Source organism: Epilithonimonas sp. UC225_85 (assembly GCF_042695135.1).
Taxonomy (GTDB): Bacteria; Bacteroidota; Bacteroidia; order Flavobacteriales; family Weeksellaceae; genus Epilithonimonas.
This window is the reverse complement of record NZ_CP170547.1, coordinates 1,126,849-1,153,244: the sequence shown is the minus strand read 5'-3', so window position 1 is coordinate 1,153,244 and position 26,396 is coordinate 1,126,849. Positions and strand designations below refer to the sequence as shown.

The 26,396-nt window shown below is 36.0% G+C and carries 18 protein-coding genes; 12 read left to right on the top strand and 6 right to left on the bottom strand.

Annotation, left to right across the window (positions count from 1 at the left end; all coding sequences use genetic code 11):
- Positions 1-86 precede the first annotated feature (86 nt).
- The 4 genes from ACFJGY_RS05550 to folE all read right to left on the bottom strand — a co-directional run bounded on the left by ACFJGY_RS05550 (position 87) and on the right by folE (position 4,236).
- Positions 87-1,238, bottom strand: a complete 1,152-nt coding sequence (locus ACFJGY_RS05550; protein ID WP_379968921.1) for a T9SS type A sorting domain-containing protein — start codon at positions 1,236-1,238, stop codon at positions 87-89.
- Between the two features lie 68 nt (positions 1,239-1,306).
- The gene (cysS, locus tag ACFJGY_RS05545; RefSeq protein ID WP_379968919.1) at positions 1,307-2,776 is read right to left on the bottom strand and encodes a cysteine--tRNA ligase; all 1,470 of its coding nucleotides are present in this window, start codon (positions 2,774-2,776) and stop codon (positions 1,307-1,309) included.
- A gap of 23 nt (positions 2,777-2,799) precedes the next feature.
- On the bottom strand, positions 2,800-3,366 hold the full coding sequence (locus tag ACFJGY_RS05540; protein ID WP_379968917.1) for a hypothetical protein: 567 nt from the start codon (positions 3,364-3,366) through the stop codon (positions 2,800-2,802).
- Between the two features lie 204 nt (positions 3,367-3,570).
- Complete coding sequence (gene folE / locus ACFJGY_RS05535) at positions 3,571-4,236, bottom strand: GTP cyclohydrolase I FolE (protein ID WP_379968915.1); 666 nt, start codon at positions 4,234-4,236, stop codon at positions 3,571-3,573.
- 180 nt (positions 4,237-4,416) lie between these two features.
- Here folE and ACFJGY_RS05530 point away from each other — a divergent pair, with 180 nt between their 5' ends.
- Genes ACFJGY_RS05530 through pyk form a run of 5 tightly spaced genes read left to right on the top strand, consistent with a single transcriptional unit; the run spans position 4,417 to position 8,594 of the window.
- Positions 4,417-4,656, top strand: a complete 240-nt coding sequence (locus tag ACFJGY_RS05530) for an acyl carrier protein (protein ID WP_002976354.1) — start codon at positions 4,417-4,419, stop codon at positions 4,654-4,656.
- Positions 4,657-4,680: 24 nt separating this feature from the next.
- Complete coding sequence (fabF, locus tag ACFJGY_RS05525; protein WP_379968913.1) at positions 4,681-5,928, top strand: beta-ketoacyl-ACP synthase II; 1,248 nt, start codon at positions 4,681-4,683, stop codon at positions 5,926-5,928.
- 9 nt (positions 5,929-5,937) lie between these two features.
- Positions 5,938-6,708, top strand: a complete 771-nt coding sequence (gene rnc / locus ACFJGY_RS05520) for a ribonuclease III (protein ID WP_379968911.1) — start codon at positions 5,938-5,940, stop codon at positions 6,706-6,708.
- Positions 6,683-7,156 carry an IPExxxVDY family protein gene (locus ACFJGY_RS05515; protein ID WP_379968909.1) on the top strand — a complete coding sequence of 158 codons (474 nt, stop codon included), beginning with the start codon at positions 6,683-6,685 and terminating at the stop codon, positions 7,154-7,156. The genes rnc and ACFJGY_RS05515 overlap by 26 nt, the downstream gene beginning before the upstream one ends.
- The gene (gene pyk, locus ACFJGY_RS05510; RefSeq protein ID WP_379968907.1) at positions 7,149-8,594 is read left to right on the top strand and encodes a pyruvate kinase; all 1,446 of its coding nucleotides are present in this window, start codon (positions 7,149-7,151) and stop codon (positions 8,592-8,594) included. The genes ACFJGY_RS05515 and pyk overlap by 8 nt, the downstream gene beginning before the upstream one ends.
- 69 nt (positions 8,595-8,663) lie before the next feature.
- Here the strand turns inward: pyk and ACFJGY_RS05505 are convergent, their stop codons facing one another.
- Both ACFJGY_RS05505 and ACFJGY_RS05500 read right to left on the bottom strand, forming a co-directional pair.
- The gene (locus ACFJGY_RS05505) at positions 8,664-10,712 is read right to left on the bottom strand and encodes a S8 family peptidase (RefSeq protein ID WP_379968905.1); all 2,049 of its coding nucleotides are present in this window, start codon (positions 10,710-10,712) and stop codon (positions 8,664-8,666) included.
- A 60-nt stretch (positions 10,713-10,772) separates the two neighbouring features.
- Entirely contained in the window at positions 10,773-11,411 is a 639-nt protein-coding gene (locus ACFJGY_RS05500; protein WP_379968903.1) for a hypothetical protein, read from the bottom strand.
- A 228-nt stretch (positions 11,412-11,639) separates the two neighbouring features.
- Here ACFJGY_RS05500 and dnaE point away from each other — a divergent pair, with 228 nt between their 5' ends.
- The 7 genes from dnaE (at position 11,640) to ACFJGY_RS05465 (ending at position 26,231) form a co-directional block, all read left to right on the top strand.
- A complete protein-coding gene (gene dnaE / locus ACFJGY_RS05495; RefSeq protein ID WP_379968901.1) occupies positions 11,640-16,289 on the top strand; it encodes a DNA polymerase III subunit alpha in 4,650 nt (1,549 codons plus the stop codon).
- Positions 16,290-16,475: 186 nt separating this feature from the next.
- Positions 16,476-17,417: a T9SS type A sorting domain-containing protein gene (locus tag ACFJGY_RS05490; protein WP_379968899.1), complete on the top strand. Its 942-nt coding sequence runs from the start codon at positions 16,476-16,478 to the stop codon at positions 17,415-17,417.
- Between the two features lie 346 nt (positions 17,418-17,763).
- The gene (locus ACFJGY_RS05485) at positions 17,764-19,365 is read left to right on the top strand and encodes a choice-of-anchor J domain-containing protein (RefSeq protein ID WP_379968897.1); all 1,602 of its coding nucleotides are present in this window, start codon (positions 17,764-17,766) and stop codon (positions 19,363-19,365) included.
- A 178-nt stretch (positions 19,366-19,543) separates the two neighbouring features.
- A complete protein-coding gene (locus tag ACFJGY_RS05480; protein ID WP_379968895.1) occupies positions 19,544-21,844 on the top strand; it encodes a GEVED domain-containing protein in 2,301 nt (766 codons plus the stop codon).
- 154 nt (positions 21,845-21,998) lie between these two features.
- Positions 21,999-23,597: a GEVED domain-containing protein gene (locus ACFJGY_RS05475; RefSeq protein ID WP_379968893.1), complete on the top strand. Its 1,599-nt coding sequence runs from the start codon at positions 21,999-22,001 to the stop codon at positions 23,595-23,597.
- A 245-nt stretch (positions 23,598-23,842) separates the two neighbouring features.
- A complete protein-coding gene (locus ACFJGY_RS05470; RefSeq protein ID WP_379968891.1) occupies positions 23,843-24,382 on the top strand; it encodes a hypothetical protein in 540 nt (179 codons plus the stop codon).
- 4 nt (positions 24,383-24,386) lie between these two features.
- Positions 24,387-26,231, top strand: coding sequence for a S8 family serine peptidase (locus ACFJGY_RS05465; RefSeq protein ID WP_379968889.1), 1,845 nt, complete (start codon positions 24,387-24,389; stop codon positions 26,229-26,231).
- The last annotated feature ends 165 nt before the right edge of the window (positions 26,232-26,396 follow it).

Below are 26,396 nucleotides of genomic sequence, written 5' to 3'. Positions count from 1 at the left end.
TAATTCAAAAATAAGTCTTTATTGAAACAAAAAATACGGTTTAACTTTCGTTAACCGTATTTCTAAATATTTAAGATTCTTATAGATTATTCTACAATTATTTTTTTGGAAATGATGCTTTTTCCATTTTCAGATTCTACATTTACGATATAAACACCAGAAATTAGATTTCCAAGTTCTATCTTGTTCTCAGAATTACTTATATCAGCAATTTTTTTATTGAGAACAATAGTTCCCGCTGTATTATAAATTTTAACCTGTGCGTTTCCTTTTTGAGAATCTGTGATTCTAATATTTACAAAACCTTCGGACACTTTTGTAGGATAGATATCGTTTTTATTAATTCCTACCAGGTTCTTTTTGTTTTTCAAAACATATGAACTTCCTAAATCATAGACAGGCATATCGATCTTTCTTGCTAATGGTTCTGCCTGCAAAGTTTCCAAGTTGAACGTATGCAAAACGCCTCCTTTTGCACTCGCCAGGATAACCTCTCCATTTTTATTGACAGCAGCACCGTTTACAGAAAAATTGCTATCCAATCCTTTTATTTTCCCAATGAACTGAGCCTTCAATTCCTTGGTTATTAATTTAAAGAGATTTCCGGAAGCCGAAAAAATATAAAAGTTATTGTCGTCATCAGCAATCATATCACCACCGAAGCCAGTTTGCATTTTGCTTAGAAGATTGTCACCATTTCCGGAACTATCTTTTACAATTCCAAGATCTGTCACTGCATACTTCCCATCTTTGTAGAAAATTTTCAGAAGCTGAGAGCCAGAATTGGAGAGCGCATACACATTTCCATCTTTGCCGATTGTCATTCTGGAAAACTGAGAACCCGTATCACAAGCTGTGGGATTAGAAAGAACATTTTCTACCAGCGCAATATTTTTAGTTTGAGGATCAAAAACATAGATATTGGAAGAAAACATTGGCATATAAACCAATTTTCCCCTTCCATCAACGGCTAATGTCGCCATTTGATTTGCCAAGGCATTTGCATTGGATTTTTTATCCTCAAAAATTTCTTTGTTCCATTTTTCAGAATAGATTTTTGGTTCATCTTTGGCAGATAAAAGGATATTTTCAGTAATACCTTTTTGGGAATCCAAAGCCCGGAAATCCTGAAAAATAATATTTGCAGTTTCTTTTCCTGTGAGTGCTAAAATATCTTGCTGAGCAAAAGACAATGTACCAAAACCCAGTAGTAGTAAAGTAGATAATTTTTTATTCATCGTTTTAAATTTATGATTTATTAGCTAAGTTAATAATTTTCCGCAAATTATTCTCAATTAATAAAAAATCAATTTAAAACATACGTTGTCCCATCTCTACCATCCTTCAGTTCGATTCCTTTTTCCAGAAGCTGATCGCGAATCTGATCAGAAAGTTCCCAATTCTTGGATTTTCTGGCTTGATTTCTCAAGTCGATTAAAACCTGTAAAGTCTGGTCAAGCTTGTCATTATTTGATTCTTCGATGATTTCCAATCCTAAAACATCGAAAACGATGGCGTTCAGGAATTGTTTCAAATCTTCATAATCATTGGTCGAAATACTTTCCTTTCCAAGTTTCGAAGCTGAAATAAACTTCACGGCTTCAAATAAATGGGAAATCAAAATCGGACTATTGAAATCGTCTGACAAAGCTTCCAAAACTTTCTCTTTCCAGTTTTTATAATCAAAAGATGATGTTTCTACGCCTTCTGTTGGAACTTGTGTATTAAGCATTTTAACGGCTTCCATCAATCGGTTGAAGCCTTTTTCGCTCGCCAACATTGCATCATTGGAAATATCCAACACACTTCTGTAATGCGCCTGTAAAAAACAGAATCTCAACACACTTGGGTGAAAAGCTTTTTCAAAGAAATCATTATTTCCGGTAATCAATTCCATGGGAAGAATATAATTTCCGGTTGATTTGCTCATTCTTTGGCCGTTCATTGTCAGCATATTGGCGTGCATCCAATATTTTACCGGTTCTACGCCGTTGCAAGCTTTTCCCTGGGCGATTTCACATTCGTGATGCGGAAATTTCAAATCCATTCCACCACCGTGAATATCGAATTGGTCGCCAAGATATTTGGTGCTCATTGCCGTACATTCGAGATGCCAGCCTGGGAAACCTTCTCCCCAAGGTGACGGCCATTTCATAATATGTTCCGGCGACGCTTTTTTCCAAAGGGCAAAATCCTGAGGATTTTTTTTCTCAAATTGTCCGTCAAGATCTCTTGTATTGGCGAATAATTCTTCGATATTTCTCCGGGAAAGTTCTCCATAATTGAGTCCTCTCGCATTATATTCCAGAACATCAAAATAGACTGAACCATTACTTTCGTAAGCAAAACCTTTTTCAACCAAAAGTTTCGTCAGCTCCAATTGTTCGATGATGTGACCGGTTGCAGTTGGTTCAATCGTTGGCGGAAGCAGATTGAATTTCTTCAAAACTTCATGAAAATCGACCGTGTATTTTTGTACGATTTCCATTGGTTCCAGTTTTTCCAGTCTGGATTGCTTGATGAATCTGTCGTTGTTGATATCGCCATCATCTGTCAAGTGCCCTGCATCCGTGATATTTCTGACATAACGAACTTTATATCCCAGAAATTGAAGACTTCTGTAAATAAAATCGAAGGACAAAAAAGTTCTCACATTTCCCAAATGCACATTGCTGTAAACCGTTGGTCCACAAACGTACATCCCGATATTACCTTCTAATATTGGTTTGAAAACTTCTTTTTCGCCTGACAGCGAGTTGTATATTTTTAAGTTCATTGCTTTAATTTATGGATTGAAAATCACACTAATTGATGTTGACCATCCTTTCTGCTTTTAACAAAAATTGGGAGAATGAAATAGATTAATAGAACAATAACAATTAATAAAATTTTACACCAAATTTCTTCAACTATGTAAACCGAATAAGAAGTCCAGCTAATAATTGAAATCAAAGAGAATAACATTGTTAGTTTTGGTGTCGATATATTTTTAGACGCAAATGGATAAAAAATTAATTTCTCTCCTTCTTTAACTTCGTTTGAAAAAAAACCGTACACTAGTTTATCACCATAAACTTCCTTTTCAAATTTCTTTATTAATTTTATCCAATTCGAAGACCAATAGTAATAACCTTTACACGAAAAATTCCATAATATACTTGTAATTATCCCTAAAAGTGACAACAATAATAAACTATCATTGTCGACAATATTTTTTTGATAAACTGCATTTAAAGAAATTAAAATTGCTCCATTAGCTACATAATAAAAAGTCATCCATTTATGAAAATCATCATTTAATTTATGTCTTGCTTCAATTGCTATTTTATATCTTTCTAAGTTAATTGTAAAATTTTCATCATTCATTGCTTTCATATTTTTTAATTGATAATTAAACTTTATGTGACTTTCTAGCCAATGATGAGGCACTTGCCTCTTTCAATCTTTCCACCTGATTTTTCGCTTCCTGCAAGGTAACTGATGATTTGTTTTGATAACAGCTCGATACTTAACTTCGCCCTGTCCTGAAAAGATATGTTGTAATTCATTTTTTATCATTTTAAGATTAAATTAATCAAACTTCGCATGGCTTCCTACATAGTGTAAGAATTCTTGACGAGTAATCGGATTCGTTCTGAAAATCCCACTCAATTCTGCTGTAATTGTGGAACTGGCGGTATCTTTTATTCCCCGGCAATTCACGCAAAGGTGTTTTGCATCTATGATGCAAGCTACATTCTGAGTTCCTAAAGCTTCTTTCAAAGCGTCAACAATCTGCATTGTCAATCGCTCCTGAACCTGCGGACGTTTCGCATAATAATCCACTATTCTGTTGATCTTTGACAAACCAATGACTTCTCCGCTGGAAATATAAGCCACGTGCGCTTTCCCAATAATCGGCAGGAAATGATGCTCGCAGAAAGAATAGACTGTGATATCTTTCTCAACAAGCATCTGACGGTACTTATATTGATTTTTAAATGTTGAGATACCAGGTTTATTTTCCGGAAGCAATCCTCCAAAAATCTCGTTTACATACATTTTCGCAACACGCTTAGGAGAATCTTTAAGAGAATCATCCATCATATCAAGACCCAAAGTGTGCATAATCTCTCCAAAAAGCTGTTCAATTTTCTTGATCTTTTCTTCCGGTTTCAGATCAAAAGCATCTGATCTTAAAGGAGTATGATCTTTTCCTGTAAACAGATCATCATCATTGTCAGGAATGTGTTCCATAATATCATAAATAATATGAGGCAAAAATAAACAAAAATTATGGATGCACTAAGAGTTAATCTAACGATATGATTATAAAAAGAATAGATTTATAAACAGTCTAAAAAAGCAAAAAAAAATTGAAATGATTTGAATTTTTATATATTTGCACCAAATTAACATAATTAAAAATAAAATACTATGTCAGACATTGCATCAAGAGTAAAAGCTATCATCGCTGATAAGCTTGACGTTGAAGAAACAGAAGTGACTCCAGAAGCTAGCTTCACAAACGATTTGGGAGCTGATTCTTTGGATACTGTTGAACTTATCATGGAGTTCGAAAAAGAATTCAACATCCAGATCCCAGATGATCAAGCAGAAAAAATTACAACTGTTGGTCACGCTATTGCTTACATCGAAGAAGTTGTAAATAAATAATATTTATTCAAGACAAAAAAATTTATGGAATTAAAGAGAGTAGTTGTAACCGGCTTCGGCGCTATTACACCCGTTGGAAATAACGCTAAAGAATACTGGGAAAGCATTAAAATAGGTGCAAGTGGCGCTGCCCCGATTACTCTTTTTGATTCCACTAATTTCAAAACTAAATTTGCCTGCGAAGTAAAAAACTTTGATGCTCTTAATTATTTCGATAAAAAAGAAGCAAAAAAGATGGATAGAAACTCTCAGTTTGGGCAGATTGCCGCAAGAGAAGCTATTGCTCACGGCAGACTTATTGAAGACAATGTTGATAAAAACCGCGTTGGTGTTATCTGGGGATCCGGAATCGGCGGACTGGAAACTTTTGAACAAGAAGTTTTGGGTTGGGCAGCTTCCAACAACATTCCAAGATTCAATCCTTTCTTTATTCCAAAAATGATTGCGGACATTACGCCTGGAAATATTTCTATAGAATATGGTTTCCACGGACCTAATTACACAACCGTTTCTGCCTGTGCTTCTTCTGCCAATGCTTTGATCGATGCTAAAATGCTTATTAACTTAGGCAAAGCAGATGTTATTGTTTGCGGAGGGTCAGAAGCTGCTGTAACAGCCAGCGGAATGGGAGGTTTCAACGCAATGCACGCACTTTCTACAAGAAATGATGACCCAAAAACAGCTTCAAGGCCTTTTGACAAAGACAGAGATGGATTTGTTTTAGGCGAAGGCGCAGGATGTATCATTCTTGAAGAATACGAACACGCAAAAAAACGAGGTGCAACAATCTATGCAGAATTGTCCGGTGGCGGAATGAGTGCTGATGCTTATCACATGACAGCCCCTCACCCTGAAGGACTTGGCGCCTATCTGGTAATGAAAAATTGCCTGGAAGATGCCGGTGTAACTGCCGATGAAGTAGATCATATCAATATGCATGGTACATCTACTCCACTGGGAGACATCGCAGAATCTAATGCAATTGCAAAATTATTCGGAGAACACGCTTTTGATATTCAGATCAATTCTACAAAATCGATGACAGGCCACCTTCTGGGAGCGGCGGGAGTTATTGAAGCAATTGCTGCATTACACACAATTATTCACGGTATTGTTCCGCCAACGATCAATCATTTTACAGACGACGAAAACATTGACCCACGACTGAATTTCACATTCAATAATGCGGTTGAAAAAACGGTTGACATCGCTATGAGTAATACTTTTGGTTTTGGAGGTCATAATGCCTGCGTTCTTTTCAAAAAAATATAATATGTTTTTATGGAGTTGAAAAATTATTTTTCTAAATTCCTTCCTAAAAACAGAGCACAAAAACTTTCGGAAAAAGATATTCTTTTTCGCAAAAACATTTCTAATATCGTTGGCTATAACATCCACGATCTGGAAATTTTTAAAGAAGCTTTTTCTTTAAAGTCTTCTTCAAAAAGCACGAATAAAAAAAATTACGAACGTCTAGAGTTTTTAGGGGATTCTGTTTTAGGAACCATTATTTCTTGTCATCTTTTTCAAACCTACCCGAATGAAAACGAAGGATTTCTCACGCAGATGAAATCCAAGATTGTCAACAGGAAAAACCTTAATAAACTAGGAGAAGATCTTAAATTAAGTTCTCTTTTGCAAGCTGATACAAGCCAGACCATCCTTAGTGAAAACATCTCTGGGAATCTTTTGGAAGCTTTGATTGGTGCGCTCTATCTGGATATTGATTATGAATTTTGTAAGAAAATAGTTTTGGACAGGATTCTTACGCCTTCTACCATCAATAAACTGGAAAATAAAATCATCAGTTACAAAGGTCTTTTGCTGGAATGGAGTCAAAAGAAAAAGATTCCTATCAAGTATGAAACCTGCGAAGAGTTTCAGCCAAATAAAGTCACAGTCTTCCGCTGTCACGTTTGGCTTCACAATGAAAGAATTGCTAATGCAGTAGAAACTTCTAAAAAGAAAGCAGAAGAAAAAGCGGCTCAAAGAGCTTTTTATGTCTTGAGTAAAAAGGAAAATATCATTGAAAGTCAAAAAACAATATCTTAAACTCGAAGAAGATCATACAGAGATCTCCATAGGATTGATTAGACTGGCAAAACCAATCCCGGAACACGAATTGTTTTTTATCATCAATGAAATGAATCTTTTTGATTTTACAAGAATCGAAGATATTAAAATCGAAGGTGATTATTTTGACTATTTTTTTTCCCGTTATCAGGCTTATGATCGTTTTACTAAAAACTGTTATAATTTCATTTCCAACAAATCAATTCTCTCAATCAAGAAAAAAGAACAAAATCAGCTTTTTTCAGATGAATCAAATGTTAAGTTTTTACTAAATGTACACCAAGATGCAGATTACATTTTAAGTAAATCCGATATGTTTGGAGATTTTTCGTTAATTTTGCTTCCGGAAAATTTCGTATTTCAAATTCAGGAATATCCATTGAGTTCTGAAGAAGAACTTTATCAATTAATTCAATATTATGAATAAAAACCTTAAGAAAACAAAAATTATTGCAACACTAGGTCCGGCTTCTTCCAGTAAGGAAACGATGATCCAAATGATCCAAGCTGGTGTTGATGTATTTAGAATAAACTTCTCACACGCCGATTACGATTTGGTAAAGAGAAATGTTGACATAATCCGTGAAATCAACAAAGAATATGGATACTCTGTATCGATCCTGGGAGATCTTCAAGGTCCAAAATTAAGAGTTGGTGTTGTAAAAGAAGGATCTTTCCTTAATCCTGGAGACATCCTGACTTTCACAAATGAAAAACTGGAAGGTGACGCTACCAAAGTTTATATGACTTATCAGCAGTTTCCTCAAGATGTAAAAGTTGGTGAAAGAATCCTTATTGATGATGGTAAATTGGTTTTTGAAGTTATCGAAACCAATAACGTAGATACAGTAAAAGCAAAAACAATACAAGGCGGACCTTTAAGTTCTAAAAAAGGTGTAAATCTTCCTAATACAAACGTTTCTCTTCCTGCTCTTACAGAAAAGGATATTGAGGATGCTAATTTCATGTTAGATCACGAATTTGACTGGATCGCATTATCATTTGTTCGTCACGCTCAGGATATTATCGACCTGAAAGAATTGATGGCGAAACATCCAACCAATAAAACCAAAACGCCTATCATTGCAAAAATTGAAAAGCCTGAAGGTGTTAAAAATATTGATGAAATCCTGATGGAATGTGACTGTCTTATGGTTGCAAGAGGAGATCTTGGTGTAGAAGTTCCTATGGAGCAGGTGCCGGTGATCCAGAAAAATCTTGTAAACAAAGCAAGATTATACGCTAAACCAGTTATCATCGCAACACAGATGATGGAGACGATGATCAATATCCTGACGCCTACAAGAGCAGAAGTAAATGATGTTGCCAACTCTGTACTGGACGGTGCTGATGCAGTAATGCTTTCCGGAGAAACATCTGTTGGGAAATATCCTGTAGAGGTTGTAAGTAATATGGCAAAAATTGTAAAAAACATAGAGAAAACGCCACTTTACTCAAAACTGAATCACGTGATCGAAGAAAAAATCAATTGTGTTGATGAACGTTTCATTACTGATAAAGTTTGTCGTTCTGCAGTAGATGTTGCAAAATCTACCGGAGCCGAGGCTATTATCACTTTGACCGCTTCTGGTTACACAGCTTTCCAGATTTCTGCACACAGACCATCTTCCCACATCATTGTTTTCAGTAATAATAAACGTGTTATCACAATGCTGAATCTGCTTTGGGGTGTAAGAGCGTTCTATTATGATATGGAAAAATCTACCGATGAAACTGTGATCCAGGTTAATATGCTGACTCATAATTATGGTTTTGTAGAACAAGGCGATTATGTTGTCAACCTAAACGCAATGCCTGTTCACAACGGCGGAAAAACAAATACAATGAGATTATCTACAATATAATTTCAGATTTTATAAAAATAAAAAGACACCAAATTGGTGTCTTTTTTTATGTTATGGCTTTAAAGTTTTTTACTCTTTAATAATTTTCTTAGATACAGTTCCTGATTTTGTTTTTACAGTAAGAATGTAAACTGAACTTGGGAATTTACCTAAACTAATCGTCTGTGATTTTGAAGCTTTGGAGTTTTCCAAGATTAATTTCCCGTTCATATCAAAAACAGCAACTCTTTCTACTTCGGACGGAGCTTCAATTGTTATGAGATCTTTAGTTCGTGTTGGATAGACCTTGATTTCATCTTTAATCATATTATCAGAAGCCAATGTTCTCTTTTTGGTTCCTGTTGCTACCCAGGCAAAATCCTGTGTTGCCGGGTTTCCATCCTGATCTACCAAAGAATTTTTATTGCTGACCTCTATTCTGTAGATTGCATCTGCCGTTGGATTATCAATCACGATCTGTTCGACATTATCAACCGTGTTGTCACCTTTCGTTGCATTTGCATTCGGATCGCTGACATCAAGTTTCCAAGGATAATAAACAGTTCCGGATCCCACCTCCACTACTCTGAGATCGAGGTCATTCACAATTCTTGAACTATGATTTTGCTGAAGATCTATATCACTTGTAAAAAATGCAATTGCAGGATCTACCCAAGAAATACTGACTTTTAAAGGTTCTGTTGCCGTTGCTTTGATTTCTTTGGTAAAGCTGACTCCGGATTGCAGATTGCTTCTTTCGAAATAAGCGTCTTCATTTAATTTATTAACTAAAACCTGAGCCGCTTTTTTTGCATCTACCAATCCCCAGCCGTACCACACATCCGGACCTGGTCTTCCTGCTTCGTTTGCAGTATGTGTCAATAGAGCTTTCATCTCATCAGCTTTAAAAATAAAACTACTGTTTCCGGAGATGTTTCTTTGGATCTGAGTAAGTGCTCCGGCAATTCCTGTAACTATTGGTGCCGCATAAGAAGTTCCGTAATTCAGGACATATAAATTGGTTGCATTGGGATTTGCAGTCGTATAATTGGCCATAATCATATCAACACCAACTGCAGTAAGATCTGGTTTCACAGCACCATCTTTTCTTGGACCTGCACTGCTGAAACTGCCTTTTACCACATCTGTCGATTGTGTGTATTTATGATTTCCCGGTAACTGATTAACAGCACCAACAACGATAATATTTTTCGCTAATGAGCCGTAACCGATACAGTTATATCCCTGGCTGCAATTTGCTGGTGGAATCTCATCACCGGCCGCAAAAAGAACCCAGCTGCTGGTAGCCGTATTGTATTTATATTTTGTAGAACCCGCAGATGGTCCAACGCCGTAATAATTACCCGTTGATTTAACTATAATCTGTTGAGGTTGAGAATAGACGATCTTATCAAAATTATAATCATTCTCATAATAAGCCCCCGAATAGGTGTCCTGATGATTCAATTCATAATTTCCAATCCAATAGTAAGTATTGGTGCCGGAAAGCTGCCAACCGACATTGACGCCATAAGAGTGATTAGAAATATTAAGATCTGGCAGAGTCGCAAGTTTCTGATAATTATTCCCCAAAGCTGTTGTTGCAAACATATAATTATCAGTAGTTCCCTGAGGCAAAATCCCTTTGGCATTGGCTTTTGGATAAGCAACACTGCTTTGTGTGAAATTTCCTGTCGCCAAACCATTTCCTATGAGAAGACTATTGACGTTGGTTCCATGATAATGTTTGGCCTCTGTTGAAGCTTCTTTATTCACGGCTCTGCCGGTTGTGAATTGCTCGTGTGTATCCTGGATTCTCCCTGCATCAAAAATAGTGATCTTGACGCCGTTTCCTGTAACAGGTGATGAGATACCGGAAACAGTTCCTGCCTGTAGCTCATCTATATTGGCTGTAGCATTGGCACTGGTTTCTTCGATAGAATAAAAAAGCGGAATTTCTCCAGCAAAACCAGCCAGATTTTTTTTAAGATTTTCTTTTTCTTTTTCAGAATATCGATCATTATTTTTAAGGAAATATTGATCCAATTTCTTCTCGTTATTCAGTCTTTGTTTTTTAAATTCTTGAGCATTAGAAAAATAAAGACAAAAGAAACCGCTTATAATAAATATTTTTTTCATCAGAAATATTTTTACAAAGATAAAAAAATACTTATTTCATACCAGTTTTAAAATCGATAACTATTTATTTCTGAATTTTTTAAATGAAATTTCAAAATGGAGTTTCAAATTCCCAATATCTTCGCCAGTGCAATAGCCATATTTTAGAATGTTTCTTGTTCCAAAGCTTTGAAGAGAATAGAAAATAAAAGAATTAATTTCCTGAGAATTGAGTCCTAATGATCGGAAATAATCATCCGTCATATTTTCCCTGATCCATTCTGCAAGATCTGACAACGTCCATTTGTTATCAATCTTTCCAAAAGTGATACCCTGTCCAACCGGCTGTACAAATTCGCCTTGTCTTGGATTCATTAATTCTTCACTGGATTTCGTTTTAAAATAGACTTTCAGGTCGTTATTAAGAGCAACCTTTTTCTTACTTTCATTTAATAATTTTGAGTCTGTTGCAAGATTGCCAGTCAGTTTTCTTTTAACCTCGACTTCCTCAATTTCAATAACAGTTTTTATTAAATTAACCATTAAATTTTCCTGATTTTTGACAACAATATTTTTCCTCTCGTAACCATCTTTGATAAATCGAATTTCATCTCCGATATTTGCATTAATCGAGAATTCACCATAAGAATTGGAATATTTTTTTTCCTGAGAACTGATATTAATTACCAAAACCTGATTTACCACAACAGAATCGGACACGATTTTTCCAATTATTTGTTGAGAATAAAAATGTTGTGAAATGAGTAGAATAAAAGAAAATAAAAATATTCTCAAGGGCTAATTTTTCATCAAAAATAAATTTAATTAGGACTGCCAAAATACATTTAACCAGGATTAACTTTTTTATGAAGAATTAACAAAATCGGACTTCTAAAGCATTTTATTTGTCTGTTTAAAACCTTAACTTTACACCAAATTACAATGTAGATGTACTTAGTTTTCGATACAGAAACCACCGGTTTACCTAAAAATTTCAACGCACCACTCTCAGATTCAGACAATTGGCCAAGAATGGTTCAGATTGCATGGCAGATTCATGATGATAACGGGAATTTGATCGAAAACCAGGATTACATCATCAAACCGGAAGGTTATGATATCCCATTTAATGCAGCGAGAATCCACGGCATTACAACTAAAATAGCTAATGAGGAAGGTCGTGATTTACAAGAAGTTTTGGTTGAATTTTCTAAGGCTTTGGAAAACGTAAGAGTCGTTTCCGGACACAATGTGGAATTCGATTACAATATCGTTGGTGCAGAATTTTTCCGAAAACAAATCACAGATAATCTCCAGGAAAAACCAAAAGCTGACACGATGATCCTGGGAACAGATTACTGTCAGTTGGCAGGCGGACGAAACGGAAAATATAAATCGCCGAAGCTGGAGGAACTTTACGAAAAACTATACGGACACAAATTTGATGAGGCTCACAACGCAGCAGCCGACGTCAACGCAACGGCTCAGGTTTTCTTCGAAATGATGAGGATCGGCGTGATTCCAACTGACATCCTAAAAATCTCTGAAACTCAATTAAAAGAATTTCAAACTTTTAATCCGAATCCGATCAGACCTTTCGGAATCGTCATCAGAAGACAGGTTGCGAGCTTTAACAATAAGAAAAAACAAACCGATTTTGGAAGCATTGATGAAATTGATCTGGGGAAATATTTCCATTTCGATAATCACAGTGTTTTCTCGACTTTGACGGCGACCACCAACATCAACGACCTCATCAAAAAAGCAACCGAAGAGAATTATTCCGCTGTTGGAATGGTGGATATCGGAAATATGATGGGTGCCTTCAAATTCGTTTCTGCAGTGGAAGACACCAATGCCGGGCGCATCAAAAAACATAAGGAATATCTGGCTAAAAAACAGGAAGCCGAAGAAAAAGGAGAAGCTTTCAATGAAGAGGAGCCTAATACAGATCAGCTAATCCCCATTGTTGGCTGTGAATTTTTCATATCAAACCGATACGAGCAAAAGCAGTTTACCAAAGATGATCCGGACAGACGGACACAAATGGTTTTGCTGGCAAAAGATTTTAACGGTTATAAAAACCTCATCAAACTTTCAAGTATTGGTTTTCAAAAAGGATTTTATTTCGGCGTTCCGAGGATCAGCCGCGAGTTAATTTCTCAATATAAAGAAGGACTGATCGCACTAACTTCTGGAATTAATGGTGACATTCCTAATACGATTTTAAATATCGGGGAACAAAAAGGTGAAGAATTATTCCAATGGTGGAAAGAGGAATTTGGTGATGATTTTTATGTTCAGATCCAGAATCATAAACTGCCTGAGGAAGAGCATTTGAATGAAGTTCTGCTTCAGTTTGCTGATAAATACAATGTGAAAATCCTGGCTCAGAACGAGACTTTTTACACTAATAAAGACGATGCGAATATCCAGGATATTTTGGGTTGCATCAAAGATGGCGAAAAACTGTCAACTCCGATTGGAAAGGGTTTTGGAAAGAGAAAAGGCTTGACTACCAACGAATATTACATCAAAAACCAAGATGAATTAAAAGAAGCTTTCCTTGCCTATCCGGACGCTTTCGAAGCTTATGAGGAATTTTTGGCGAAGTTCAAACCTTACACTTTGAAGCGTGATGTCTTGCTTCCGAAGTTTGATATTCCGGAAGAATTTTTAGATCCGGAAGATGAGAATGATGGTGGAAAACGCGGCGAAATGGCCTATCTCAGACATTTGACCTATGAAGGCGCAAAAAAACGCTATCCCGAGATCACACCAGAAATACAGGAACGTCTGGACTTTGAGCTGGAAGTTATTGCTAATACAGGTTATCCTGGCTACTTTTTGATCGTTCAGGATTTTTGTAATGAAGCCAGAAACATGGGCGTTTCGGTTGGTCCAGGTCGTGGATCGGCAGCCGGATCTGCTGTTGCTTACTGTATTAAAATTACCAATGTTGACCCCATTAAATATGATCTCCTTTTTGAGAGATTTCTTAATCCGGAAAGGGTCTCTATGCCGGATATCGATATAGATTTTGATGATGAAGGACGGGATAAAGTTATCAAATGGGTGGTTGATAAATATGGTCAGGAGCAGGTCGCCCAGATCATCACTTATTCTGTTTTGGGAGGAAAATCGGCGATTAAGGATGCAGGTCGGGTTTTAGATCTTTCAATTCCGGAAACCAATATGATTGCAAAATTGATCCCGCCAAGTCCTGGAATGAACATTGCAAAAGCGCTTTCAAAATATGACAAGCTGAAACCGGAAGATCAACAATTGGTTGATGAAATGAAATATATTCTTGCAAACTCAGATGATTCCAGATTTTCGGTTTTGGAAAGTGCTAAAAAAATGGAAGGCTGTATCCGAAATACAGGGATCCACGCTTGTGGTGTGATCATCACGCCGGAACCAGTTAGTAATTTGGTTCCAATTACGATTGCTGCGAAAGATGCTGATATTTTGGTTTCTCAGTTTGATAACTCGGTAGCGGAAAATGCGGGTCTTCTGAAAATGGATTTTCTTGGATTAAGGACTTTGACCATTATCAAAGATGCCGTAAAGCTCATAAAAGAACGCCACGAAATTGATATCGATCCGGATGAAATTCCACTCGATGACGCAAAAACATATCAACTATTTAAAGAAGGAAGAACAATCGGGATTTTCCAATACGAGAGTCCTGGAATGCAAAAATATATGCGGGAACTGAAACCAACCGTTTTCGCCGATTTGATTGCAATGAACGCATTGTATCGTCCGGGGCCTATTAAATATATCCCGAATTTCATTAATAGAAAACATGGAACCGAAGAGATCATCTACGATTTACCGGAAACTAAGGAATATCTTGAGGAAACTTATGGAATCACGGTTTATCAGGAGCAGGTAATGCTTTTGTCTCAGAAACTGGCCAACTTTACCAAAGGTGAAGCCGATACTTTGAGAAAAGCGATGGGTAAAAAACAGATCGAAGTTCTGAACAAAATGTACCCGAAATTCATAGAAGGCGGAAGGAAAAATAACCTTGATGAGGAAAGATTGGAGAAAATCTGGAATGACTGGAAAGCCTTTGCAGAATATGCTTTTAACAAATCCCACTCGACTTGTTACGCCTGGATCGCTTATCAAACCGCTTATCTGAAAGCCAATTATCCTGCCGAATATATGGCAAGTGTGATGAGTAATAATATTAATAACACCGCTTCTATCACAATGTTTATGGAAGATTGCAAAGCGATTGGTGTGGACGTTTTAGGACCTGATGTGAATGAATCTCAGTATAAATTCTCTGTAAATGAGAAAGGACAGATTCGATTTGGATTAGGTGCTATCAAAGGAATCGGCGAAGGTCCGAGTGAAGCAATTGCTTTAATCAGACAAAACGGAAGATTTAAAAACATCTATGACTTTTTTGAAAGGATTCCGCCTGCGCAAGTGAATAAAAGAGTGGCGGAAAGCTTGGTTACTGCAGGCGCTTTTGACGAACTGGACACCTATCACCGTGGACAATATTTCGATATTGATGCCTCCGGAAGAACTAATATCGAAAGACTTTCGCGTTACGGACAGAGTTTCCAGGACAGCAAAAATGAGATGGAAAATTCTCTTTTTGCAGATTTCGCCGAGGAAGTTCAGATCGAGCAACCAAAACTTTTGCCTTGCGCAGAATGGCCGAATATGCATAAGCTCAACAAAGAAAAAGAAATCATCGGGTTCTATTTGTCGGCGCATCCTTTGGACGAGTTCAAATATCAGTTCAAATTCATGCAGGGTGTTCTTTCTAAAAAAGCGATCCTTGATGAGAAAAAAGATGACATTCCTGTTTTGGATGAGGTAATTCCAATTCTTGAAGCAGATAGTACGCCTGACGAAGACGTTCCAGATATCATTGTTTCTGACGAAGTGGGATTGGAAGATGAAATCATCGAAGAATCCGGAAAAAAAGCAGAACCAAAGGGAAATTTCAATTTCCTGAATCTGGATGAAGTAGAGGCTTTCAAAGACCTGGCATTTCCTGCAAAAGCACCAGAACTTTTTGAAGAAAAGAAAAGTTGGAAAGACCGTCAGAATGAAAAAGATAACACAAAAGAATATACAGTTGCCGGCTTGATCACAGAATATCGTGTGGCAGATGGTTTCCGAAGCGGAGAAAAAGTAGCATTTGTAATGCTGGAAGATTACACAGGCTCCTACTCTTTCCGATTGGGCGATCGTGATTACATGCGACTAAAGGACAAATTGGAGGTGCAACGGTTTGTGATTATGAAAATTAAATTCTCACAAGGAAAAGACGGACGTGTATTTGTCAATGTGAATGAAGTTCTGGAACTGAAAGAAGCCTTTGACAGATTTGCAAAGAGTTTGTCTATTGTAGTTCCTTTAGATTCTTTACGCAAAACAGATATTGATTTCTTTAAAGAAAAACTGATTCAGAACCAAGGCGAGCAAAAACTTAATTTCTTTATAAAGAATCCCGAAGACCAATCGGTTTTGGAAGTTGTATCGATGAAGCATCATATTAATATTAATGAAGACCTTTTGGAAGTCATTCACCAGATTAATAACTATGAAGTTTTCCTGAATTAGATTTTAATATAGTAGTTTTTATTACTAACAACATCATGCAAGTAATAATATTCCAGATAACACTTTATAGAAAACAACACATAAATAGTTAAATTATCAAAATAAACATAAAATAAATTACTCTTTTTGTTTTTTTATTGCATTATATTTATTATTTTTGAATAAATTTTATTAAAATAAACAATTATGAAGAGAACATTACTTTTTACTGCGGCATTATTATCGACTGCAGCATTTTCACAAACATTAGATTCTGATAACTTCAACAGTTATACGATTGGGAATCTTGGAACGCAAGGTGGCTGGTCCAGAGATGGCGGTGCTGCTGCGCAGGCAAAAGTTGCAGAAATAACTGTTGCGACTTATGGAAGGTCATTAAGTCTTCCCAGAACAACTACTGCAAGTATGTGGTTATACAAAGATGCCTTTTTAACAACACCTTGGGTAAATAGAACATCAGGAAACGATGTTGCTGTTATTTCCAGTGACTTTTACACGGGTACAACTGCCGCTGCTACTGCTGCCTCTTCTTTCCAACTTTATGCAGACGGAACAGCTTACTTTATGATTGGTTCTGTTTTATATGACCATGTTGCTAAAGCATTTGGTTTAACATACACACCAGATGGCGATACAGCAACAGTTACAGAACCATTAGCAACCGGTGTTGCAAATAACACATGGACGCCAATTGTGATGTATTACAATAGTGTAACCGGAGAGATTAAAGTGAAAATCGGTACAACAATGTATGGTCCATTTGCCGGGACGGTAGGCAAGGCGCCAACAGAAGTAGATCTTTACACTGGTGGTGGTGCTTTAACAGCAGGCTTTGATAACTATGTTGCGAGTGCTGTGAGCGCTGCCACATTGGCTGTAAGCGATGTATCTGCGACAGGTGGTGTGAAAATCAAAATCTATCCTAATCCTGCAACAGAATATATCAACATAGAAGCTGACTCTAAAATTAAAACTGTTAAACTTGTAGATGCATCCGGTAAAAATGTGAATATTTCAAATTCGGATTTGAACAAAATTAATGTTTCCAATCTTGAAAAAGGAGTATACTTGTTAGAGTTACAATTAGAGAATGGAACCACAACAGTAAAAAAATTCATCAAAAAATAATCTTTATTAAAGAACATAAGAAAGCCAACTCAGATTTGAGTTGGCTTTTTTTATGAATTAATTGTAACCTTTCAAACAGATAAAAACTCAAATGTATTTCATATTCAAAATAACAATTTTAAAATCCATCAAAAAATGACATTATTTTTTTACATAAACCAACATAATTTGATTCTGACTAAATAATTATTAAATATAAATACTTATGAAATCTCAATTTAAAATAAAAATAAGAAAATTATACGCTATAATTATATTATAAATTAAATTTAATAACAATTATTGATTAAAAATTGCTATTATTTCAAAAATTATATTATTTTTGTTGAAATATTTTAATACAATTATGAAGAAAATTTTACTATCGTGCTTATTAGCACTTGGAGTTGGTGCTAATGCACAATTCTCCGAAAATTTTGACGCAGGTACAACAGCTCCAGCCGGCTGGACAGTTTTAAACGGTGGCGGTACATCAACATTCATTTTTGGACCAGGAGCTCCGGGATCTGTATTGACCTCTCCAAATGCAGCGCAGATCAATTATGACGCTGTTGCTCACGATGATTATCTGGTGACACCATCGATTACAGTTACTGCTGGGGTAAATGACAGATTAACTTTTTTTGTTAAAAATCAAGATCCTGCTTATGTAGAAAACTATGATGTCAAAGTTTCAACTACAACCGCAACAGCTGCAGCTTTTACAACATTCCTTAAAACTAATGGTCCGGCTCCAAATGCCTGGACACAGGTTGTTATTGACCTTACACCTTATGTAGGTCAAACCATCTATGTTGGTTTCCACGCTACTTCTGCTGACATGTTCAGATTATTGTTTGACAATGTTGTAAATGATACTCCACCAACCGTGGCCCCTAACTGCCCAAGCCCTTCTACGCCGGCAGATAACGCTACCAATCTGGACAACGCAGCTATTACCTTAAATTGGACAGCTCCTACAGGAGGCGGACCGGTGTCATATTATGAACTATATATGGACACAACTACGAATCCAACTACCAAAATAGGAAACTATGTAAATCCTACCGCTACTTTTAGTACTGCAACAAGTAATGCTCTTTTAGCTGGCACACAGTATTACTGGAGATTAGTTGCAGTTAATTCTGCAGGGTCGTCAACTGCTTGTACATCAATTTACAATTTTACAACTAAGGTAAACCCACTTTCTCCATATTGTAATGGTAGTTTGACATATAGCAGTGGTATAGAAGCTATTACATCTGTTGCTTTTTCTGATATGACCAATGCTTCCGCAGCTACTTCCACAGTATCTCACGAAGATTACACTGCTAAAGTTGCAACAGTAGAACAAGGAAAAGCATATACTATAACATTCCAAGGAAACACGGGAGGTAATTTCACAGATAGATTCTTAGTTTTTGCTGACTGGAATAAAGATGGTGATTTTGCAGACTCTGGTGAAACATTCTTTGGAACTGCCGGAACAGCGGTAGCTTTAACAAATTCTACCGGAGCAGACGGCAAAACTATAACAGGAAGCATTACTATTCCTGCTACAGCAACTTTAGGAAATACAAGAATGAGAATCAAGAAAAATTACGGAACTACTTCATTTGCGCTTAGCCCTTGTTATTCCAGTGGAACAACAACTGCCGCAACCAGTGGAACTGCCGGATACGGACAAGCAGAAGATTATACTTTAAATATTATTGTTCCTACATTGGCCGTAACGGATGTGAACAAAACAGGCATCTCAGTATATCCTAATCCATTTACAGACGTACTTAAGATCTCTGATGTAAAAGGTGTTAAATCTGTTTCCGTAAACGATATGTCAGGAAGACAAGTTAAAACTCTTGCTCCATTTGCAGAACTTAACGTATCTAACCTTAAAGCTGGATTATATATTGTCAATCTTAATATGGAAGATGGAAGCGTAAAATCTTTCAAAGTAATTAAAAAATAAATTTTAAACTAATATTATTATTTAGCCGCCTTTTTAAGGCGGTTTTTTTTGTAAAATACGATAGCTATTATGTATTTTATTATAATACTTCAATATAAATATTTTTTTTGCATCAGTATCTTCAATTTATTGAAAATAATCATTAGATTTGTTTTACGTTTAAAACAATTAAATAATTATGAAGAAATTTTTACTATCGTGCTGTTTAGCACTAGGTATTGGTGCAAGCGCACAGTACACCTACACGGGAGATTTTGAAGATCCTGCGTACAACACAACTATTTACAAACAGTTTGGAGGTGGTACCAGAGTAGCTGCTGCATTATGTAATGGTGTTTATGGTGGTCAGCTTGCATTAAGCTCAACCACTACTTCTACCGGTTACATGGTAGATGTTAGCCAAATTGGACAAACCGGAAACGGCCAGCAGATTCACGTAAAAGCTAACTATAAAAAAGGCGCTGGAATCGTTGGTACAGTAAGTCTTGCTTACTTTATTTATGATGCTGGTACGGCTTTATGGACTATTTACCCAATCGGAACTGCTCAAACCTTAACTACAGCTGCAATTACTACTTGTAATACAACAGCTTTAGATGCTTACGTTCCGGCAGGAGCAATACAGCCTGGTCAGGTTGCAGGTATTGGGGTGTGGACTACAAGAACCAGTGGTACTGGTAACATCTTTGTAGATGACATCTCCTTAGTACAAGATGTAGTAACTACAGTTCCAGCATCTTGTTCAACATTCACTTCACCAGTTGCAGCTTCTACTATTTCTGCAGGAAATGCAGCATTTGCTTGGTCAAGTGTACCAACTGCGGTGAATTACAAATTAACAATTGGAACAACTTCCGGTGCTTCTAACTTTTTAAATACTGTAGTTGCGGGTACAACACTTAATGTTAGTTTATCACCTAATACCACATATTATGCTAAAGTTGTTCCTAGTAACTTAAATGGTGATGCTGTGGGTTGTACAGAAATCAGTTTCACAACAAATAGCACAATTGCTTATTGTGGACCAATAACTACTACTGCACCAACGGCTGTTTATCCAATTGCTTCGGTTACATTCAATGGTGTTACCAAAACTTCTACAGCAACAGCAGGATCACTTCCTCCATACGAAGATTTTACAAGTACAGTATTGAGTGCTACAGTAGGTAGTACTTATACATTGTCTGTAACAGGTACTGGAGCAGCAGGGAACAGATTCGGTATGACTACGTTTATCGACTGGAATGGCGATGGTGATTTCAACGACAGTAGTGAGCAATATTTCACAACAGCACCGTTGATTGGAAACAATATTGCTTCGAATGTTTTAAGTGGAAACATCACTGTTCCGGCTACTGCAACTGCAGGAGCCAAAAGAATGAGAATCAAGTATAACTTCAACAGTTCTACGACTGCTTTAGTTACTGCATTATCTGATCCTTGTGGTGCTATGGGTAATGGTCAAACAGAAGATTATACTATTAATGTTGTTATCCCAACTACAGCACCGGCATGTGCAACACTTACAACGCCGGCTAACAACGCAACCAATGTTGCACCAAACCCAGCTGTATTAACTTGGGCTGGTGTTGAAGGAGCAAGTGGATATAAACTTTATATCGGAACTACTTCCGGAGGAACAGATGTTGCAAACGGAACTGTAGTTTCTGCACCAACTTATAGCCCTATTTTAGCTTCTAATACAACTTACTATGTAAAAGTTGTTCCTACAAACAGTATCGGAGACGCTACAGGTTGTACAGAAACATCTTTCACAACAGGTACAGCAGTTTATTGTACTGCAAGTGCAACTAATACGAGTACTTCTTTTGAGAAAATTGCTAACGTAACTTTCTCAGATATCAATAACAGCTCTACAGTATTTACTGGTTATTCAGATTACACTTCAGTTGTTGGTAATGTAACTAAAGGTAATGCTTATACCTTTACAGCTACAGGAAATGCAAACGCATGGACAACTGATATTGCTTTAGTATGGATCGATTATAACAAAGACGGTGTTTTTGATAATGCTACAGAATTAGTATTAACATCAGCTATCGGTGTTGGTCCTTGGACAGGAAGTATTACTATCCCTACAACTGCAGTTACCGGAACAACTCGTATGAGAGTTCGTATGTCAGATTCTTCTACAGGTCATAATGCCCTTCCTTGTGGTACATCTACTTACGGAGAGGTTGAAGATTACACATTGAATATCTCTGGTCCAACAATGGCTGTATCAGATGTAAACAAAGCAGGTATCTCTGTATATCCTAATCCATTTACAGATGTTCTTAAGATCTCTGATGTAAAAGGTGTTAAATCTGTTTCTGTAAACGATATGTCTGGAAGACAGGTTAAAACTCTTGCTCCATCTGCAGAACTTAACTTATCAAGCTTAAAAGCTGGATTGTATATTGTTAATCTTCAAATGGAAGATGGAAGCGTAAAATCTTTCAAAGCAATTAAAAAATAATTTTAAATAAATTATTAAAATAATGAAGCCGTCTCGTAATAAACGAGACGGCTTTTTTATTATCGTAAGTTTTATCTGCTTTTAATGTTAATATTCTTTTTTAAAAAGAAAAATTATTTTATATTCGTATCAGTTTTAATAAATTTATAATATTATGAAAAAAATTCTATTCTCTTGCCTTTTGGCATTAGGTATTGGAGTGAATGCCCAACTTAACTTCACTCAAGATTTTGAAGACCCTACAGGTCTTTTACAATTTGGCGGCGGTACATTTGATACTACTAATTTTTGTAGTGGAACTACCTCAGGAGCATTAACTTACAGCAGTACCGTTACACAAACCGGTTGGCTTGGTGATCTTCTGGAATTAGGCGATATGAATGGACAGACCAACAATGGTCAAGCCTTGAATCTTAGCATAAAATATAAGAAATCGGCAGGTCTTACAGGAACGTTATATGTTGCTTATGCATTATATAATGAAGATGCAAATAACTATACCATCTTTACAGTTGGGACAGGTGTCAGTCTTACAGCAGCTGCAGTTACGACGTGCGGTACAGTAAGTGCTACCATTCCTGCCGGAACATTTGACCCAAATAGAACATATGCTGTTGGAAGCTGGATGGCGAGAACAGGATCAACTGTGGGTACACTTTATATTGATGACATAGCTGTAGCTCAAAGTGTTGTAACTTCCCCTCCTGCCTGTGCTGCATTTACTAATCCTACCAACGGTGCAACAGTTGCATCCGGAACGGTTGGTTTGACGTGGAATGTTGTTCCAAACGCTGCTCAATATAAAATCACTGTGGGGACTACTTCCGGCGGTTCAGATGTTGTAAATACTTCTGTAGTAGGAATCTCAACATTATTAAATGTTGCTCTTCAGCCTAACAAAACTTACTACGCAAAAATTGTAGCTACCAATGACCAGGGAGATGCAACAGGTTGCCAGGAGATTATGTTTATGACAAACTCATCTGTTGTACATTGCGGTCCTTTAACATCTACTGCGCCAACTGCAATTGCACCAATCAAATCTGTAACTTTCTCAGGAACAACAAACACTTCTGATCCAACAGCTACTACTATTGGTTCATTCCCTGTTCATCAAGACTTTACAACCACAGAATTCGTTGTGAAAGACAATGTGACTACTGTTCCATTGACTATCTTAGGTACAACTAACGGTAATACAGCAAATGGATGGGCAATGTCCGTATTTATTGACTGGAATAACGATGGTGATTTTGATGATGTAGGAGAAGCGTATTTTAATACTGCTGCTACAAAAGTTAGTATTGGAGGTGTAACAACTAATCCAGTTAGTTTGACAGGTAACATTACTATTCCTTCTGGAACTTCCCTTGGAAAAAAATTCATGAGAATTAAATACAACTTTAGCAGTACGGCATCTACTACACCTAACACGCCGCTATTGACAGCTTGTGCAAATATGATCAACGGTCAGGCAGAAGATTATACAATCAATTATCAAAGTGCATTAGCGGTATCTGATGTAAACAAAAACAGCATCTCTGTATATCCTAATCCATTCACAGATGTTCTTAAGATCTCTGATGTAAAAGGTGTTAAATCTGTTTCTGTAAATGATATCTCCGGAAGACAGGTTAAAACTCTTGCTCCTTCTGCAGAGCTTAACCTTTCTAACTTGAAAACAGGTTTATATATCGTAAATCTTCAAATGGAAGACGGAAGTGTAAAATCTTTCAAAGCAATCAAAAAATAATTCTTTAGAATTATCTCAATATGCAAGCCGCCACGTTTAAAACGAGGCGGCTTTTTTATTATTAATACTTTATTAATTCATTTAGATTTTATGAATCCATATTAAATACAACATCAACAATCTGTTAATTATTAATATCACTAAATTTTATGTTAAAATTAATATACTACATCCAAAAATAAAGTTATAAATTAGAGAATCATTAAACAAATAAATTATATACTATGAAAAAAATAATTATTCTAATGGGAATCCTATGTACATTATCTGCAAATGCACAATGGTCTTTAACAGGAAATTCAGGAACAGTTGGAGGGCCCAACTTTATTGGTACTACAGACAGTAGATCTTTAGTTTTTAAAGTAGATAATAACGAAGCAATGAGAATTAATATTAGCGGTAAAATATCAATAGGTACTATAAATACAACGCCCGATATTGGTTGCGTAGATCTTGGTGGTGAATGCATAATTGATCCTTATAAATTATACGTAAAAGACGGCATCAAAACAGAAAAAGTAAAAGTAGAGATAGCAGCTGAAAATGGCTGGGCAGATTATGTTTTTGCAAAAGATTACAAACTGATGTCATTGCAGGAAGTAGAAAAGTACATTAATATAAATGGTCACCTTCCAGAAGTACCAACGACAGAAGAGGCCATCAAAAATGGAATAGAACTAAAAGAAATGAACATTCTTCTTCTGAAAAAAGTAGAAGAGTTGACATTACATCTGATAGAGCAGAATAAGAAAATAAATCAATTGGAGTCAATAATAAAAAAATAAAAGTATGAAAACAAAAATTTTTATTTTTGGTTTATTATGGCTTTGTATTTTTATTCCTTCCCAAAGTATTAAATATACGTACTATATAGAATTTGCCAATCCAAGTAATAAGCCCGTTATTACAAGACAAAATCAAAGTACAAAAATCATTAGCTTTAATAGTCATAGGTTAGAGGTTTTACAATATAAGGAAGCTTTCTCAGAATATACAACAGAATCTCTCAAAAATACATCACTTATAGAATTCAAAACAGTAACTGATTTTAACGATTTTATATCTTCAAATGAAAACGATATTGTTACTTATAATAAAATTGAAATTTTAGATCAGCCATTTTTGGAAATAAAAACAATGGAAACGCCTAAAATATATAGTGTTGAAAACTATAAAAATATTTTATATACTCCTAACGATTATTATTTGTGGCCATATGATCTTGCGCATACGCATTGGGATCTTATCAATGCACGAGAGGCTTGGGATTATTCTAAAGGAGATAGTATTACTGTTGGTATTGCAGATAGTGGTTTTCGTCTGACTCACAAAGAATTTGAGAATAAAATATCAACCATACCTGGCCAGACTGTAACAAATACTGACCCAGGACATCATGGAAATGTGATTGCCGGCTTAGCAGGTGCAAAAACAGATAATAATTTTGGAGGATCTTCGATAGGCTTTAACAATAGACTTTTAGTGACAACTGATAGTAGTTGGGATAGCCTTAAAAAATTGTCTGCAAATGGAGCGAGGATTATAAATATGAGTTGGGCAGAATCATGTAGTTCTATCCCTCAAAGCCAAACAGCAATTAATGAAATTTATAATAATGGGACAGTTCTTGTAGCAGCTGCTGGAAATGGTAGCTACCCATGTGGTTCACCATCATATAAAGTATATCCTGCAGCTTATGATAATGTTATATCGGTAAGCGGAGTAGGACATTTGAATGAAATTAATTCAGGAATTACAACAAACGTAAAAGATGTTCACTACTATAATTATGCAACACAAGAAGAATCATTTTCACATTATGATGCTGTAGATATAGTTGCACCAGCTTGTAATATAATTCCGATGCCCCGATCAGATTGTGATGAATGTTTTACCCAAGCTTTTGTGGGAACATCAATTGCGGCGCCTATTGTTTCAGGAGCATTATCTCTTTTATTTGCATCTAACAATTGTCTCTCTCCATTAGAAGCAGAAACAATTCTAAAGTTAACTTCTGCAGATATAGATCAAATTCCACTCAATCAAGCTTTTGCTGGACTTTTAGGAGCAGGTAGATTAGACGCAGGTAAGGCAAATAAAATGGCTTGGCAAATGAATCCTGCAAATGGAGGAGAAGTTTTAATTGAAAACAAAAATTTTAATAGATGGAATTTTGAGCTAGTTAATTCTCCTGAACATATTAAAATTCAGAATGAAAGTTTTACAGGCTCTTCCAATATTAACTTCAAAGCAAAAAAAGGAATAAAACTTGAAACAAATACTTTATTAGAACCAGGAACTGGGAAAAGTCATTCATTTTATATTAGCAACACAGATACTTGTTCAAGTTTTAATGAGACAGGTTTCCCGCTAACAAATCAGTTAAAAAAGAAAAACACTTTATTGGATAGCACAAGCATCTCTGTATATCCTAACCCATTCACAGATGTTCTTAAGATCTCTGATGTGAAAGGTGTTAAATCTGTATCTGTAAATGACATCTCCGGAAGACAGGTTAAAACTCTTGCTCCTTCAGCAGAACTTAATCTTTCTAACTTGAAAACAGGTTTATATATCGTAAATCTTCAAATGGAAGACGGAAGTGTAAAATCTTTCAAAGCGATCAAAAAATAATTCTTTAGAATTATAATAATATTAAGCCCACTCAATTGAGTGGGCTTTTTTATATTCTGTCCGTAATATTTATACTTTAGTGAAGAGTAATAAAGCTGATTTTTCTTCCATAAAACATTTAATATTTCGCCAATTTATGTGTTGTACATTATTGATTATAAAATC